The organism is Aromatoleum anaerobium, assembly GCF_012910705.2.
Taxonomy (GTDB): domain Bacteria; phylum Pseudomonadota; class Gammaproteobacteria; order Burkholderiales; family Rhodocyclaceae; genus Aromatoleum; species Aromatoleum anaerobium.
Window position 1 is genome coordinate 104,066 of the sequence record NZ_WTVG02000033.1, and the last position, 13,434, is coordinate 117,499.

Genomic DNA, 13,434 nt, shown 5'->3' on the forward strand with positions numbered 1-13,434 from the left:
GGAGGGCATTGATGGAACAGATGAGCGTAACCCAGTTCGCCGGCGAACTTAAGATGCCGGCCTCGGTGCTGCTCGAGCAGTTGCAGAAGGCCGGAGTCGAGAAGACCGGTGCCGATCAACTGCTGACTGAACAGGACAAGGCCAGACTGCTCGAATACTTGCGCCGGTCTCACGGCCAGAGCCAGCCGAAAGGCAAGATCACCCTGACCCGCAAGCAAACGTCGGAAATCCGTGCGACCGATTCGTCGGGCCGCGCCCGCACCGTCCAGGTCGAGGTGCGCAAGAAGCGCGTCTTCATGAAACGCGATGACGTGAGCGCCGAGACGGGTACGCTCGAGAGCGCGCAAATCGAAGAGGAAGCTGCCGGCCTGCCGATGGGTGAAATCGAGCTGGTGACCGAACCCGAAAACATTGTCGAGCCCGTCGCGGAAGCCATTCCCGAACCGGAACCCGTGCGCGAGCCCGAACCGGAACCCGTCGTCGAACCCGAGCCGGAACCTGAGCCTCGCTCCGAACCCGAGGCTCAACCGGAACCCGAGTCTGAGCCGGAAGCAGAGCCGGAATCAGAGCCCGCAACAGTGGAAGCTGCCGCACCCGCGGCGAAAACCGAGGCTCCCGCCCGGGCGCCCTCCCGGCCGCCGCTGCGAGTGTCGATCCTGAGCGACGAAGAGCGCGCTGCCCGCGAACGTGAAGCACGACGGCACGAAGAGCTGCGTGCGCGCCAGGCGGCGGACCTGAAGGCAAAACAGGACCGCGAAGCGGCCGCGCGGGCGGCGGCTGAAGCACGTCGTGCCGAAGAAGAGGCACGTGTGCGTGCCGAGACTGAGCGGCGTGCCGAAGCAGCCAAGCCGCAGGTCAAGGAGGCCCCGAAGGCGCCTGCCGGCACGCTGCATCGCCCCGCCAAGACCGAGGAAAAACCGGCCGGCAAGGACGCGAAGCGCACCGCGCGCGGCGAGACGGCTGGCGAAAGCGCGAAGCGCCGCGGCCTGAAGACGCGCGGAGAAGTCGGCGCCACCACCGGATCGTGGCGCGGCGCGCGCGGAGGCGGCAGGCGCGGTGCGCAGGACGAGCACAAGAGCTTCCAGGCTCCGACCGAACCTGTCGTGCGTGAAGTTCATGTGCCGGAGACCATTTCCGTCGCCGACCTCGCGCACAAGATGTCGGTGAAGGCGGCCGAGGTCATCAAGATTCTCATGAAGATGGGATCGATGGTGACGATCAACCAGGTGCTGGACCAGGAAACAGCAATGATCCTGGTCGAGGAAATGGGGCACAAGGCGTTCGCCGCGAAGCTCGACGACCCGGATACCTACCTCGAGAGCGCCGAAGCGCATCACGACGCGACGGTCGAGCCGCGCGCCCCGGTCGTCACGGTCATGGGCCACGTCGACCACGGCAAGACGTCGCTGCTCGACTACATCCGGCGGGCGAAAGTCGCTTCCGGTGAAGCGGGCGGCATCACGCAGCATATCGGCGCGTATCACGTCGAGACGCCGCGCGGCATGCTCACGTTCCTCGATACGCCGGGTCACGAGGCGTTCACCGCGATGCGTGCCCGCGGCGCGAAGGCGACCGACATCGTCATCCTGGTGGTCGCGGCCGACGACGGCGTGATGCCGCAGACGCGCGAAGCGATTCACCACGCGAAGGCGGCCAACGTGCCGCTGGTCGTCGCGGTCAACAAGATCGACAAGCCCGACGCCAATCCGGATCGTGTCAAGCAGGAACTCGTCGCCGAGGGTGTGCTGCCCGAGGAGTACGGCGGCGACGTGATGTTCATCAACGTGTCGGCGAAGACCGGTGCGGGCATCGATTCGCTGCTCGAAGCCGTGCTGCTGCAAGCCGAAGTGCTCGAACTGACGGCGCCCGTCGATTCGCCCGCGAAGGGTCTGATCATCGAGGCGCGGCTCGACAAGGGTCGTGGGCCGGTTGCCTCGCTGCTCGTGCAGTCCGGCACGCTGCGCAAGGGCGACGTCATGCTCGTCGGGGCGACGTTCGGCCGCATTCGCGCGATGCTCGATGAGAACGGCAAGGCGATCGATCACGCCGGCCCGTCGATTCCGGTCGAAATTCTCGGCCTGTCGGACGTGCCGGCCGCAGGCGATGAGGCGATCGCGCTGGCCGACGAGAAGAAGGCGCGCGAAATCGCGCTGTTCCGCCAGGGCAAATACCGCGAGGTCAAACTCGCGAAGCAGCAGGCGGCGAAGCTCGAAAGCATGTTCGAACAGATGGCGGAAGGCGAAGTCAAGACCTTGCCGCTGATCATCAAAGCAGACGTGCAGGGTTCGCAGGAAGCTCTGGTGCAGGCGTTGAACAAGCTGTCCACCGAGGAAGTCCGGGTCAACGCGATTCACTCCGCGGTAGGCGCGATTTCGGAATCGGACGTCAACCTCGCCCAGGCTTCGGGAGCGGTCATCATCGGCTTCAACACCCGTGCCGATGCGGGCGCACGCAAGCTGGCGGAAACTTTCGGCATCGATATCCGCTACTACAACATCATCTACGACGCGGTCGACGAGGTGAAGGCCGCGCTGTCCGGGATGCTGGCGCCGGAACGCCGCGAGAACGTCATCGGCCTGGTCGAGGTGCGCCAGGTGTTCAAGGTGCCCAAGGTCGGGACCGTCGCGGGCTGTTATGTGCTCGAAGGCGTGGTCAAGCGCGGGTCGCAGGTGCGTGTTCTTCGCAACCACGTCGTCATCCACACCGGCGAGCTCGAGTCGCTCAAGCGCTTCAAGGACGACGTCAAGGAGGTCAAGTTCGGTTTCGAATGCGGCCTTTCGATCCGCAACTTCAACGACGTCCAGGAAGGTGACCAGCTCGAGGTGTTCGAGATCCAGGAAATCGCCCGGACCCTGTAAATCATGCCCAAGGAGTTTTCCAGAAGCCAGCGCGTGGCGGAGCAGATCCGCCGCGAACTGGCCGAGCTGATCCGGCTCGAAGTAAAGGACCCCCGCGTGGGGTTCATCACTTTGACCGATGTCGAGATCACGCCCGATTACGCGCACGCGAAAGTCTTTTTCACGTCGATGAAGGGCGAGGAAGGGCTCGACGAGATCCTGACGGGGCTGCGTCGCGCGAGCGGCTTCCTGCGTCGCGAGCTCGGCAAACGGGTGCGCATCCACACCCTGCCCGAGCTGCATTTTCATTACGACAGTTCGGTCGAACGCGGCAGTCGCATGTCGCAGCTGATCGACCAGGTGGTCCGGGATGATGACGCCCGCCACAAGGACGATCCGGAGAGCTGAGCAGATTTGAAAGCATCGAAACAATTCCGGCATCAACGCCGGATCGTCGACGGCGTCCTGCTGCTCGACAAGCCCCGGGGCCTGACGTCGAACGCCGCACTGCAGACGGCGCGTCGGCTCCTGAATGCGGCGAAGGCAGGGCACACCGGGACGCTGGACCCGATGGCGACCGGATTGCTGCCGCTGACGCTGGGCGAAGCCACCAAGTTCTCGCAGATGCTGCTCGATGCCGACAAGGCCTACGAGGCCACGGTGCGGCTCGGCATTGAAACGGACACCGGCGATGCGGACGGCGCGCCGATCGCAACAGCTCCCGTGCACGTGACGGACGATTCGATCCGCCACGCGCTGGCGGCGCTGACCGGTGAAATCGAACAGGTTCCGCCGATGTATTCGGCGCTCAAGCGCGACGGCAAGCCCCTGTACGAATACGCCCGTGCGGGGATCGAGGTCGAGCGCGCCGCGCGCCCCGTGACGATCCATGCGCTCGAACTGCTCGGCGTGGAGGGTGATTCGTTGCGGATCCGCGTCGATTGCAGCAAGGGAACATATATCCGCACGCTGGCCACCGATCTGGGCCGCTTGCTCGGTTGCGGCGGGCATCTCACTGAGCTGCGGCGGACAAGGATCGGACCATTCCATGTAGACGACGCCGTTACGCTCACGGCGCTGGAAGCGGTGCCTCCGGAGTCGCGCGCCGGGCTGCTGGCGCCGGTCGATGCGCTGGTGGTTCATCTGCCGCGCATCGAACTCGATGCCCCCCAGGCGGGCCTGCTTCTGCAGGGGCGCGTGCTTGCGGTTGCCTGCGGCACCGCGGGACTGGTGCGCATTTACGGCGAAGGCCGTTACCTCGGGCTGGGGGAATGCGACGGAAACGGCACATTGTCACCGAAACGTCTCGTTTCGACGGTCGTCACAGCGCAACAATCTTGATAACGATTGAGTTTTCCGGGCAGCGTTCGGTATAATCGTCCGCTTCTGATTGGCAGAACGAAAAGAGTAAACACCCACATGGCTCTCGATACCGCATCCAAGTCGCAGATCGTCAACGACTTCCAGCGCGCCCAAGGCGACACCGGTTCCCCGGAAGTCCAAGTCGCGCTTCTCACCGCCCGCATCAACGGGCTGACCGGTCATTTCAAGGCCAACGCGAAAGATCACCACTCGCGCCGTGGCCTGCTGAAGATGGTCAGCCAGCGCCGCAAGCTGCTGGACTACCTGAAAGGCAAGAACGCCGACAGCTATCGCAACCTGATCGAGCGTCTGGGCCTGCGCAAGTAATCACGCTGGCCGTGGCGAATCCGACAGCGTCGAAAAAGGCAATTTAAGCCGGCAAGCCGGTGCGGGTCCCGAAGGGCCGCACCGGCTTTGTTTTTGCAGCGTCGGATTTGTTAAACATCGCAGTTGTAGTTTGCTGCACCATTTATCGAGAGGATCTTCATCTTGCCTACCGCTATCAAGAAAACCTTCGCGTACGGTGCCCATACCGTAACGCTCGAAACCGGTGAGATCGCTCGCCAGGCCGGCGGTGCCGTGATCGTTAACATGGACGACACGATCGTGCTGGCGACGGTCGTCGCCGCCAAGGAGGCCAAGACGGGACAGGATTTCTTCCCGCTTACCGTGGACTACGTCGAGAAGTTCTACGCTGCGGGGCGCATCCCCGGCGGCTTCTTCAAGCGCGAAGGCCGCCCGACCGAGAAGGAAACGCTGACCAGCCGCCTGATCGACCGTCCGATCCGCCCGCTTTTCCCGGAAGGCTTCTATAACGAAGTCCAGGTCATCGTCACCGTGCTGTCGCTGAATCCGGAGGTCGATCCGGACATCCCCGCGATGATCGGCGCGTCGGCCGCGCTGGCGATTTCCGGCGTTCCGTTCGACGGCCCGATCGGCGCATGCCGCGTCGGGTACAGCGACGGCCAGTACCTGCTGAACCCGACGGTCGAACAGCTCAAGACCAGCGAACTCAACCTGGTGGTCGCCGGTACCGAGGCGGCCGTGCTGATGGTCGAGTCGGAAGCCAGGGAGCTGTCGGAAGAAGTCATGCTCGGTGCGGTGGTGTTCGGCCACCAGCAGATGCAGGTCGCGATCCGCGCCATCAACGAACTGGTCGAAGTGGCTGGCAAGCCCGAGTGGGACTGGCAGCCGCCGGCGAAAAACGAGCCGCTGATCGCCCGCATCAAGGAACTGGCCGGCGCCCAGCTCGAAGAAGCCTTCCGCATCACGAGCAAGCAGGCCCGCACCCAGCGGATCAGCGAAATCCGCAAGCAGACGATTGCCATCGTGACCGAAGGCCTCGAAGTCCCGCCGTCGGGCAACGAGCTGAAGGACATCTTCCATGACCTCGAAGCCGGTGTCGTTCGCAGCCGCATCCTTGCGGGCGAGCCGCGTATCGACGGACGCGACACGCGTACCGTGCGACCCATCGACATCCGCGTCGGCGTGCTGCCGCGTACGCACGGGTCGGCTCTGTTCACCCGCGGCGAAACCCAGGCGCTGGTCATCGCCACGCTCGGCACCGGGCGCGACGAACAGATCATCGATGCGATCGCCGGCGAGTACCGCGAAAGTTTCATGCTGCACTACAACTTCCCGCCGTTCTCCACGGGCGAAACCGGCCGCATGGGGGTGACGAAGCGCCGCGAGGTCGGACACGGTCGCCTCGCCAAGCGCGCGCTGATCGCGGCGCTGCCGGCAGACGAGGACTTCAGCTATACGGTTCGCGTTGTGTCCGAGATCACCGAATCGAACGGTTCGAGCTCGATGGCTTCGGTATGCGGGGCGTCGCTCGCGATGATGGACGCCGGGGTGCCGATGAAGGCGCACGTCGCCGGTATCGCGATGGGCCTGATCAAGGAAGGCAATCGCTTCGCCGTGCTGACCGACATCCTCGGTGACGAGGATCACCTCGGCGACATGGACTTCAAGGTCGCGGGTACCGAGAACGGCATCACCGCACTGCAGATGGACATCAAGATCCAGGGCATCACGAAGGAAATCATGCAGGTCGCGCTGGGCCAGGCCGGGGAGGGACGGATCCATATCCTCGCGCTGATGAAGCAGGCGCTGGCGTCGCATCGCGGCGAAGTATCGGAGTTCGCGCCGCGCATGCTGACGATGAAGATCAATCCGGAGAAGATCCGCGATGTCATCGGCAAGGGCGGGGCGGTGATCCGCGGGCTGCAGGAAGAAACCGGTACCGTTATCGAACTGCAGGACGACGGTAGCGTCACGATCTCGTCGGTCAGTGCCGAAGGCGCGCAGCTTGCAAAGGAAAAGATCGAGGCGATCACGGCCGAAGTCGAAGTCGGCAAGGTCTACAACGGAACCGTGGTCCGGCTCCTGGATTTCGGCGCGATCGTCAACATCATGCCGGGTCGCGATGGGCTGCTGCACGTCTCGCAGATCGCGAACGAGCGCGTCAATAACGTCGCAGACTATGTGAAGGAAGGGCAGGCGGTGCGCGTCAAGGTGCTGGAGACCGACGAGCGCGGCAAGATTCGCCTGAGCATGAAGGCGCTGCTGGATCAGCCGGCCGAGTAAGCGACGAACCGAGCTGAAGAAAAAGGGACGCCATGGCGTCCCTTTTTTCATGAAGCGGTTCCCGCCCGCGGCGACGCCGGAGAGCGGGTGCGGGCCGGTTTACTTCGCGACCTGGCGTTCGCGCATTTCTTCGAGCGTCTTGCAGTCGATGCACATCGTCGCGGTTGGGCGCGCCTCCAGGCGCTTCAGGCCGATTTCGACGCCGCAGCTGTCGCAATAGCCATATTCACCCGCATTGATCCGGCCCAGCGCTTCGTCGATCTTCTTGATCAGTTTTCGCTCACGATCCCGGTTGCGCAACTCCAGCGCAATATCGGATTCCTGGCTCGCCCGGTCGTTGGGGTCGGCAAACACAGTGGCTTCGTCCTGCATCGTGTGCACCGTGCGTTCGATATCCCCGACCAGCTCCTGCTTGACCGTCTCGAGCATGCCGCGGAAGTGAGCCAGCTGCTTCTCGCTCATGTACTCCTCGCCTTCGGCGGGAACATAGGGCGGGAATTGCTTTTGCAGTGTGTCGTCTGGCATGACTTCGACTTCCGGTTGGTAATTGAAGGAAGCGAACTAATAGCAGAATCTTCTGTAACGAGCAAGCAAGCCCCCGTTTCGCCCGCGATTCGAGCAGCAATCCGGCTCCCTCGCGAGGCGCGCATCAACAAACTCTTCATGTCCGAAGAAACATGTTTGACGCACGCCGAGTAGGTGTGTATTATTCGCCGCTCTCGGGGTGTAGCGCAGTCCGGTAGCGCGCTTGCTTTGGGAGCAAGATGTCGGGGGTTCGAATCCCTCCACCCCGACCAGCTAACCCCGAAATGCCCGCGGGATTTCTGCCCGTAGCTCAATTGGATAGAGCACCGGCCTTCTAAGCCGGGGGTTACAGGTTCGATCCCTGTCGGGCAGGCCAAATGATTTTTTGGTTGCAGAGTTTCTGCAACCTTGAAAGTGGCGGCATTAGCTCAGTTGGTAGAGCACTGGATTGTGGCTCCAGTTGTCACCGGTTCGATCCCGGTATGTCGCCCCAAGTAATTCAATAGCTTACGAGCTATACCTTGGCGCCGGCGGTGTCGCTTCTTACGAAGTTTGTAAGATCAGCGGGCCGCCGGCGCTTTTCTTATGCGCCTTCTGTCATAGACCTTGCTCACGACCGCCTCGGTGCGATGGCCAGTCAAATCGCTCGCTTTGCGACCGGCTTCGGTCGTGTCTGTGACGGTCTTCGCGCGGAGGTCATGGAAGGTAAATCGTTCGTTGCCGGCTTCTTCCCACGCGTTCATCATCCGCTGCCACATCGACTTGAAGCCGGTTGCGGTGTAGGGCTGGCCGTCGCCGCTGAAGATCAGGTAGGTGCTCGTGATCTTCGACGGAAGGGCAAGGCACTCGTCGACCGCGGCCTGCAGTTCGGTGGTCCATTCGACCAAGGTGCGGGCGCCGCGCTTGCGCTTGCCGAATTCGATCCCGTCGTCCTTGATCTGCGTGCGGCTGATTTTCAGCACCTGACCGAGTGCCTTCCCCGTAAGGTATGCAATGTGGGCGGCGAGGGCGAGGCGGCGGCCGGCGTCGCTGGTCCGCTTTGCTGGGCTGTCTTCGTCGAGGTGTCCGTTCGCGCGGCAGAAGGTGAGGAAGGCGTCGAACTCGGCGTCGCTCACGAGGCGGTCGCGCGCGTTCTCTTCGTTGCGCTCGACGCCTGTGCAGGGGTTCAGGTCGAGCGCGCCGGCATTGACCAGGCGCGAGAACATGCGGGAAAGCAGCGCGATCTCGCGATTGGCCCGAACTGGCGCCTCAGCGCCGCGATAAAGGTGCAAGTAGTCCCAGATGTGCTTCGGGCGGACGGCCTCGGGTGCCATATTGCCGAATGCCTTCTTCAGCGCGACGAGCTCTAGCTCGTTGCTGTCGATTGTCTCAGGCGAGAGCTTCCGGCGCTCCATGAGGCGCTTACGCTCCTTCATCAGCTCGTCGAGGTGGTCGCCAATGGTGCCGGCCGGACGTGCCTCTCCGTCCAGTTCGAGAAGCTTGCGCCTCGCGTCTTTCAGGTTGTGGCCGAGGTTGATCCGCCGGTTGTCGGGTGTGACCGTGAAGTAGGTCGTCACTCGTTTACCACGGTACTCGTAGAGACGGCTCATCCCAAGGTGTAGGCCAGTTTTCCTGCGTCCAATCATGCTGTCGTCCAGGCGGTAAAATCTGGCTCGCTATCACCGGGGTGAGCAGATGCCATTCCCAATTTCTGTTCTGCGTATGAACGCAGTACCTTGGGGTTGCCCATACGAGACAGAGTGTAGATCCAGCCCTTCTGGTCAAGCCAGCTGCACTGCAGGGACTTGACCGGGGTATCGGTCAAGTCTGCAAGTTCGTCTGGGCTAACGGTGATTGCGATGGCCGCCACCCCTGATGATGAAAGAGAATTCGGGGTGGAAGGAGGCGGGAAGAGGTCGCGCAATTTTTTGGCGGCTCGACCCCGCAAGCTAACGTGACCCGCCGAACTGACTCGTACCCCGGATTGCTTCCATAGAGAGCGCACGTTAAACAGGCCGTCGGCGACTTGTCGCCTTCAGGCACTTTCAGTTCTGGCACCCGCCCCCTTCCACTGTTGAGTGTAATTCGACGGGAGATGGCATGGAACTGGTAGCGCTACACAAACGAGTCATCGGACTGGATGTGCATCAGGCGCAAATTACGGCCTGCGCGATCCTCGAAGAGGCCGACGGCACGACGCGTATCGAACAGCGGCAATTCGGTGCGTTCAAACGCGATCGGCGCGCACTGGCCGACTGGGCGGCATCGCTTGCTCCCGATCAGGTGGTGATGGAGAGCACGGGCATCTACTGGAAGAGCCCGTATGCCGCACTGGAAGCGGTGGGCATCCGTGGGCAAGTGGTCAATGCCCGGCACGTCAAGAATGTTCCCGGACGCAAGACCGATGTCGGCGATGCGCAATGGTTGGCGACGCTCTCGCGTGCCGGATTGCTGCGCGGTTCGTTCGTGCCGCCGGCACGGCTGCGTGAGTTGCGTCTGATTTCGCGGCAGCGGCAGAAACTGGTGGGTCTGCTGGCCTCCGAGAAGAACCGCCTGCACAAGGTGCTGACCGACGGCGGCATCCGCCTGGGCGTGGTGGTGAGCGATCTGCATGGTCAGTCGGCACGCGCCATGGTCAAGGCCATCATCGAAGGGCACTCGCCGAACGAGGTGCTGAAGTTCGCCAGTCGGCGACTCAAGGCCAGTCGCGAGGAAATCTTCGATGCCTTGCAGGGGGAACTGACCGACAGCCATCGCTTCGTGCTCGATGAACTGATGCACCATGTCGAGGAGATCGAGGCGCGCATTGCGCGCTTCGATGCGCGACTTCTGGATGGACTGCAGGACGAACGAAACGCGCTCGCCTTGCTGCAAACCCTGCCCGGCGTCGATCTGATCGGCGCAGCCATGCTGCTGGTGGAAATTGGCACCGATATGGAGGCATTCGGCTGCGCGGATCGGCTGACGTCCTGGGTCGGCATCTGCCCGGGCAACAATGAGTCGGCGGGCAAGCGCAAATCCGGACGCGTTCGCAAGGGCAACCTCTATGTCCGACGCCTGCTCTGCGAGTTCGCTCATGCCGCCAGCCGCACCAAATCGGCCTTGCAGTCGAAGTTCCAGTCGCTCATCGTTCGCCGCGGCCACAAACGCGCCATCGTCGCCTTGGCACACAAGATTCTGCGCACCATCTACTTCATGCTCAAACGTGGCGAACACTACCGGGATTCAGCCACCGACTATGAGGCGCTTTCCGTTCAACGCAACGCTCCACGCTGGATCAAGGCGCTGACTCGCTTCGGCTTCATTCGCGCAGCCGCCTGATTCACCCGCCCTTCCACCCCATGACCTTCAGCGGTCAGGCGCGCGCTCGTCTCGGATGTGGGCTCTTTCACGTTAAGAAAGGTCGATGTCCGCATCATTTCGCCCTCATGACACCCCCGCAGATTGAACGTCGTGCCACCGTTGCGACGACGTCGGACGCTTGGCTGGCGAGTGATGTGAGCAGTATCCATTGGGGCAACTGCCACGCTCGAATCGCGACGATTGCACAGTCGGATTTTCCAGACGAGTTGCAGCCCGCAGCCGGCTCGTCCAGGCACAGCAGCACCGGATCGACGCACAGGGCGCGCGCGATTCGTGGTGCTCGTCGTGGTCGTCGGTGTCGCTGAACATGTGGAGGCTCGGAGCGGGGCAGCCAATCCGGCCATTCCCTTGCCAGCCGTTGTGCATCAGGGCATCGACATAGACCGTCATCTTGGGACTCTCCGTCCAGCTGACAGGCTGCGTAGCCCTTCGATGTCCACTTCCGGCCGCAGCTCATGGTAGCGATCGAGGAAGAGGTGCTTCGCCACGATGGGCGCGAGAGCCTGGATCGTCCGGGGCAGGGGCGAGGCCTGCGTCGTACCGGTCCACTCGTCGTTGTGGGGTGGGTCGAGATCACGCCGCTCGGTGGCGCGAAGTACGAGATCCGCGTACTTGACCGACGGAGGGAGGTAAGGCGGGGCACCGAGGTCGGCCAGAATATCCGCGGTGGCCTGCCCCTCGGCGTCGAGACACACGGGGAGCAGTTCCTTGAGCGCATCGCCGGCGTGAAGGAGGAGCGCCGCAAGGGCGTCGTCCGGCGGCACGATGGTGCTCGCCAGATAGTCGTGCTGGGCGATCGAGTAGAAGGTGTGTGCTCGGCCGGCGAAGCAGCACGTGCTTGCCAGGACATGGGCGACGTCTTCGATGCTCACTTGGTCCGGTGCAGGGTTATCGCCAATGACCTGACCGGCGCCGGTCAGGTCCCCGAGTCGGCGCATGGCGCGTGATGCTGGGAATTCCTGCTTCATGAGTCTCTCCTTGCTGGCGTTCGTTGTCCGAATGGTCGATGCATGCCAAGGCCAGCCAATGGCGATGGCATCGGCCGCGGGGCGGGGAATCAGGACGAGTCGAAGTCAGAGCGGCGAGAAGCGCCGGTCGACGAGCAAGGAAATGAGCGAGGGTGTCGCGCGAAGCGAGAGAGCAAGGCGTCCCCGCCGCGTCTCAAGAAGCGGCGTAGCGCCTTTGAGACTGCACGAAAATACCGGCCCGAGCGCGGTTTGGCAAGTCTCGATGAATTCCAATGGGCGGAACGCTTCAGCCGCGGTGGCGGCTATTGGTTCGATCCCTGATGAAAGCGGCTATCCGAAGGGGCACAGGATAGGTACGACTACGGTAGACGCTGGCCGGCGAAGGTCGCGTTCGCGGCGGTGGTGGTGAGGAAGTGGTCGAGCATCCTCTGGGCAGAGATTCAGGGCGACGTCGGTCCCAAGCTGAATGGTACGGGTTTGCCCGGCAGCCCGCGGATTTTGCTCGACGGTCCGTAGCAACTTCCCGAGAAGTCGTTGGCCCCTGGTCTGGCGAGGCGCACAGGCGACCGCATTCGCCAAGGAGGTAAGCGAAAGCAGAGGAAAAACCGCCTGTCCTCGAAGAACGGAAGAGCGCCGTTCCATCACGAGATCGACATGACCCTCGAAGCAGACCCCGGACCCGAAGGCCGTTCCGGTTGCAGGGGCTGACCGGACGTTGCCTATATTCATAGGCGCGATGCTTCGACACGTCAAGGCAGCGGCCATGTCAGGCGGCGACGGTGTCATTGATTCCGTGTCTTGGACATCGGTCCGACGCGCCGACCGATCGTTGGCTCCTTGGGCGGCGGGTGTAGTGCCGGTTATTTGAACCTTTACGACTCGCCCGTCATGGCGCCCTGCGCGGTAAAGCCCTTGATGACGTCCAGATGGCCGGCGTTCTGAGCGCGCAGCGCTTCCAGCTCACCAGTCGCCTGAGCGAGGCGAGCGGCGAGGTCGCGGGACTCCTTCCGTGTCTCCGACAGATCTGCCTCGAGGTTCGCGTTCCGTTGCTTTTGGTCCTGCAACTGGCTGTCGAGCTTCGCCACTTCGTGCGTGTGGCGCGCCTGGCTATCCGCCAGACGCTCGGCGAGGCCTGCGGCCTTCGCCTCGGCGATCGCGGCCAGACGTTCGGCATTGGTGCGGGCGTCGCGCTCGGCGTCTACCGCACTTCGTAGCCGCTCGTTGTCCTTTTCAAGGATGGGGATAGTGTCGAGTCGGACATGCGCCTTGGCCAACTCGGTGCGGGTGGCTTCGGCCGCCTGACGTTCACGGGCCGCTTCGTCCCGGGCGGTGGAGAGGTCGGCCTCCATTTGCTCGATCTTTCCGGCGAGCGCCGCCTTCTCTTCCTGCGACATCTGCAGGGTGCTTTCCAGCGTCTCGATGTGGCCGCTCTGGCGCACGTTCTCGGCGGCGAGTTCGTTGGCGGCCGCTTGCACGTCAGACAGTTTGGCGTCGAGGTCGGCCCGAGCCGTTGCCCGCTCCTGCGTCACGAATTCGAGGATCGCCCGTTGCAGCGCAGGGGGGAGGGCTGAACCCGCTTCGATGGATGGCGGCTGGTTGCCTTCCCATCGTTGGAACAGCTTATGGATGGTGCCCAGACTGCCGCTGCCGTGACGCTCGCGGATCTGGCGTGGCGTGGGCTTCCCGCCGGCGGCTTTGATCCCATCGGCGATGGCCGCCACTTGTTCGTACGTGATGCTGGCTTCCCGAGGCATGTCTCGTCTCCAGTACGATACGTTACGTACGATAGGTTACGGTACGGTACCAATCAA

11 protein-coding genes and 3 tRNA genes are annotated in these 13,434 nt (G+C 63.1%); 9 read left to right on the forward strand and 5 right to left on the reverse strand.

The window, feature by feature from the left end; all coding sequences use genetic code 11:
• The first annotated feature begins 11 nt into the window (after positions 1 to 11).
• The 5 genes from infB (at position 12) to pnp (ending at position 6,788) form a co-directional block, all read left to right on the forward strand.
• Positions 12 to 2,858 carry a translation initiation factor IF-2 gene (infB, locus tag GO606_RS02245; protein WP_169119056.1) on the forward strand — a complete coding sequence of 949 codons (2,847 nt, stop codon included), beginning with the start codon at positions 12 to 14 and terminating at the stop codon, positions 2,856 to 2,858.
• A 3-nt stretch (positions 2,859 to 2,861) separates the two neighbouring features.
• Complete coding sequence (gene rbfA / locus GO606_RS02250; protein WP_169119057.1) at positions 2,862 to 3,245, forward strand: 30S ribosome-binding factor RbfA; 384 nt, start codon at positions 2,862 to 2,864, stop codon at positions 3,243 to 3,245.
• A 6-nt stretch (positions 3,246 to 3,251) separates the two neighbouring features.
• A complete protein-coding gene (gene truB / locus GO606_RS02255; protein ID WP_169119058.1) occupies positions 3,252 to 4,178 on the forward strand; it encodes a tRNA pseudouridine(55) synthase TruB in 927 nt (308 codons plus the stop codon).
• 78 nt (positions 4,179 to 4,256) lie between these two features.
• The gene (gene rpsO / locus GO606_RS02260) at positions 4,257 to 4,526 is read left to right on the forward strand and encodes a 30S ribosomal protein S15 (RefSeq protein ID WP_011239109.1); all 270 of its coding nucleotides are present in this window, start codon (positions 4,257 to 4,259) and stop codon (positions 4,524 to 4,526) included.
• Positions 4,527 to 4,688: 162 nt separating this feature from the next.
• The gene (gene pnp, locus GO606_RS02265) at positions 4,689 to 6,788 is read left to right on the forward strand and encodes a polyribonucleotide nucleotidyltransferase (protein WP_169119059.1); all 2,100 of its coding nucleotides are present in this window, start codon (positions 4,689 to 4,691) and stop codon (positions 6,786 to 6,788) included.
• Between the two features lie 99 nt (positions 6,789 to 6,887).
• Here the strand turns inward: pnp and dksA are convergent, their stop codons facing one another.
• The gene (gene dksA / locus GO606_RS02270) at positions 6,888 to 7,313 is read right to left on the reverse strand and encodes an RNA polymerase-binding protein DksA (RefSeq protein ID WP_169119060.1); all 426 of its coding nucleotides are present in this window, start codon (positions 7,311 to 7,313) and stop codon (positions 6,888 to 6,890) included.
• Positions 7,314 to 7,508: 195 nt separating this feature from the next.
• Here dksA and GO606_RS02275 point away from each other — a divergent pair.
• The 3 genes from GO606_RS02275 to GO606_RS02285 all read left to right on the forward strand — a co-directional run bounded on the left by GO606_RS02275 (position 7,509) and on the right by GO606_RS02285 (position 7,806).
• A tRNA-Pro gene (locus GO606_RS02275) sits at positions 7,509 to 7,585 on the forward strand.
• 27 nt (positions 7,586 to 7,612) lie between these two features.
• Positions 7,613 to 7,689, forward strand: a tRNA-Arg gene (locus GO606_RS02280).
• 41 nt (positions 7,690 to 7,730) lie between these two features.
• Positions 7,731 to 7,806: transfer RNA gene (locus GO606_RS02285), tRNA-His, on the forward strand.
• Between the two features lie 67 nt (positions 7,807 to 7,873).
• Here the strand turns inward: GO606_RS02285 and GO606_RS02290 are convergent.
• Both GO606_RS02290 and GO606_RS22050 read right to left on the reverse strand, forming a co-directional pair.
• On the reverse strand, positions 7,874 to 8,938 hold the full coding sequence (locus tag GO606_RS02290; protein WP_169119061.1) for a site-specific integrase: 1,065 nt from the start codon (positions 8,936 to 8,938) through the stop codon (positions 7,874 to 7,876).
• Positions 8,935 to 9,297: a DUF4224 domain-containing protein gene (locus GO606_RS22050; RefSeq protein ID WP_425532180.1), complete on the reverse strand. Its 363-nt coding sequence runs from the start codon at positions 9,295 to 9,297 to the stop codon at positions 8,935 to 8,937. The genes GO606_RS02290 and GO606_RS22050 overlap by 4 nt, the downstream gene beginning before the upstream one ends.
• A 95-nt stretch (positions 9,298 to 9,392) precedes the next feature.
• Between GO606_RS22050 and GO606_RS02295 the strand changes: the two genes are divergently transcribed.
• Complete coding sequence (locus GO606_RS02295) at positions 9,393 to 10,613, forward strand: IS110 family RNA-guided transposase (protein ID WP_246979205.1); 1,221 nt, start codon at positions 9,393 to 9,395, stop codon at positions 10,611 to 10,613.
• A 428-nt stretch (positions 10,614 to 11,041) separates the two neighbouring features.
• Here the strand turns inward: GO606_RS02295 and GO606_RS02300 are convergent, their stop codons facing one another.
• Both GO606_RS02300 and GO606_RS02305 read right to left on the reverse strand, forming a co-directional pair.
• Complete coding sequence (locus GO606_RS02300; RefSeq protein WP_169120108.1) at positions 11,042 to 11,623, reverse strand: metal-dependent phosphohydrolase; 582 nt, start codon at positions 11,621 to 11,623, stop codon at positions 11,042 to 11,044.
• An 872-nt stretch (positions 11,624 to 12,495) separates the two neighbouring features.
• Entirely contained in the window at positions 12,496 to 13,377 is an 882-nt protein-coding gene (locus GO606_RS02305; RefSeq protein WP_169120110.1) for a DNA-binding protein, read from the reverse strand.
• Positions 13,378 to 13,434: the final 57 nt, after the last annotated feature.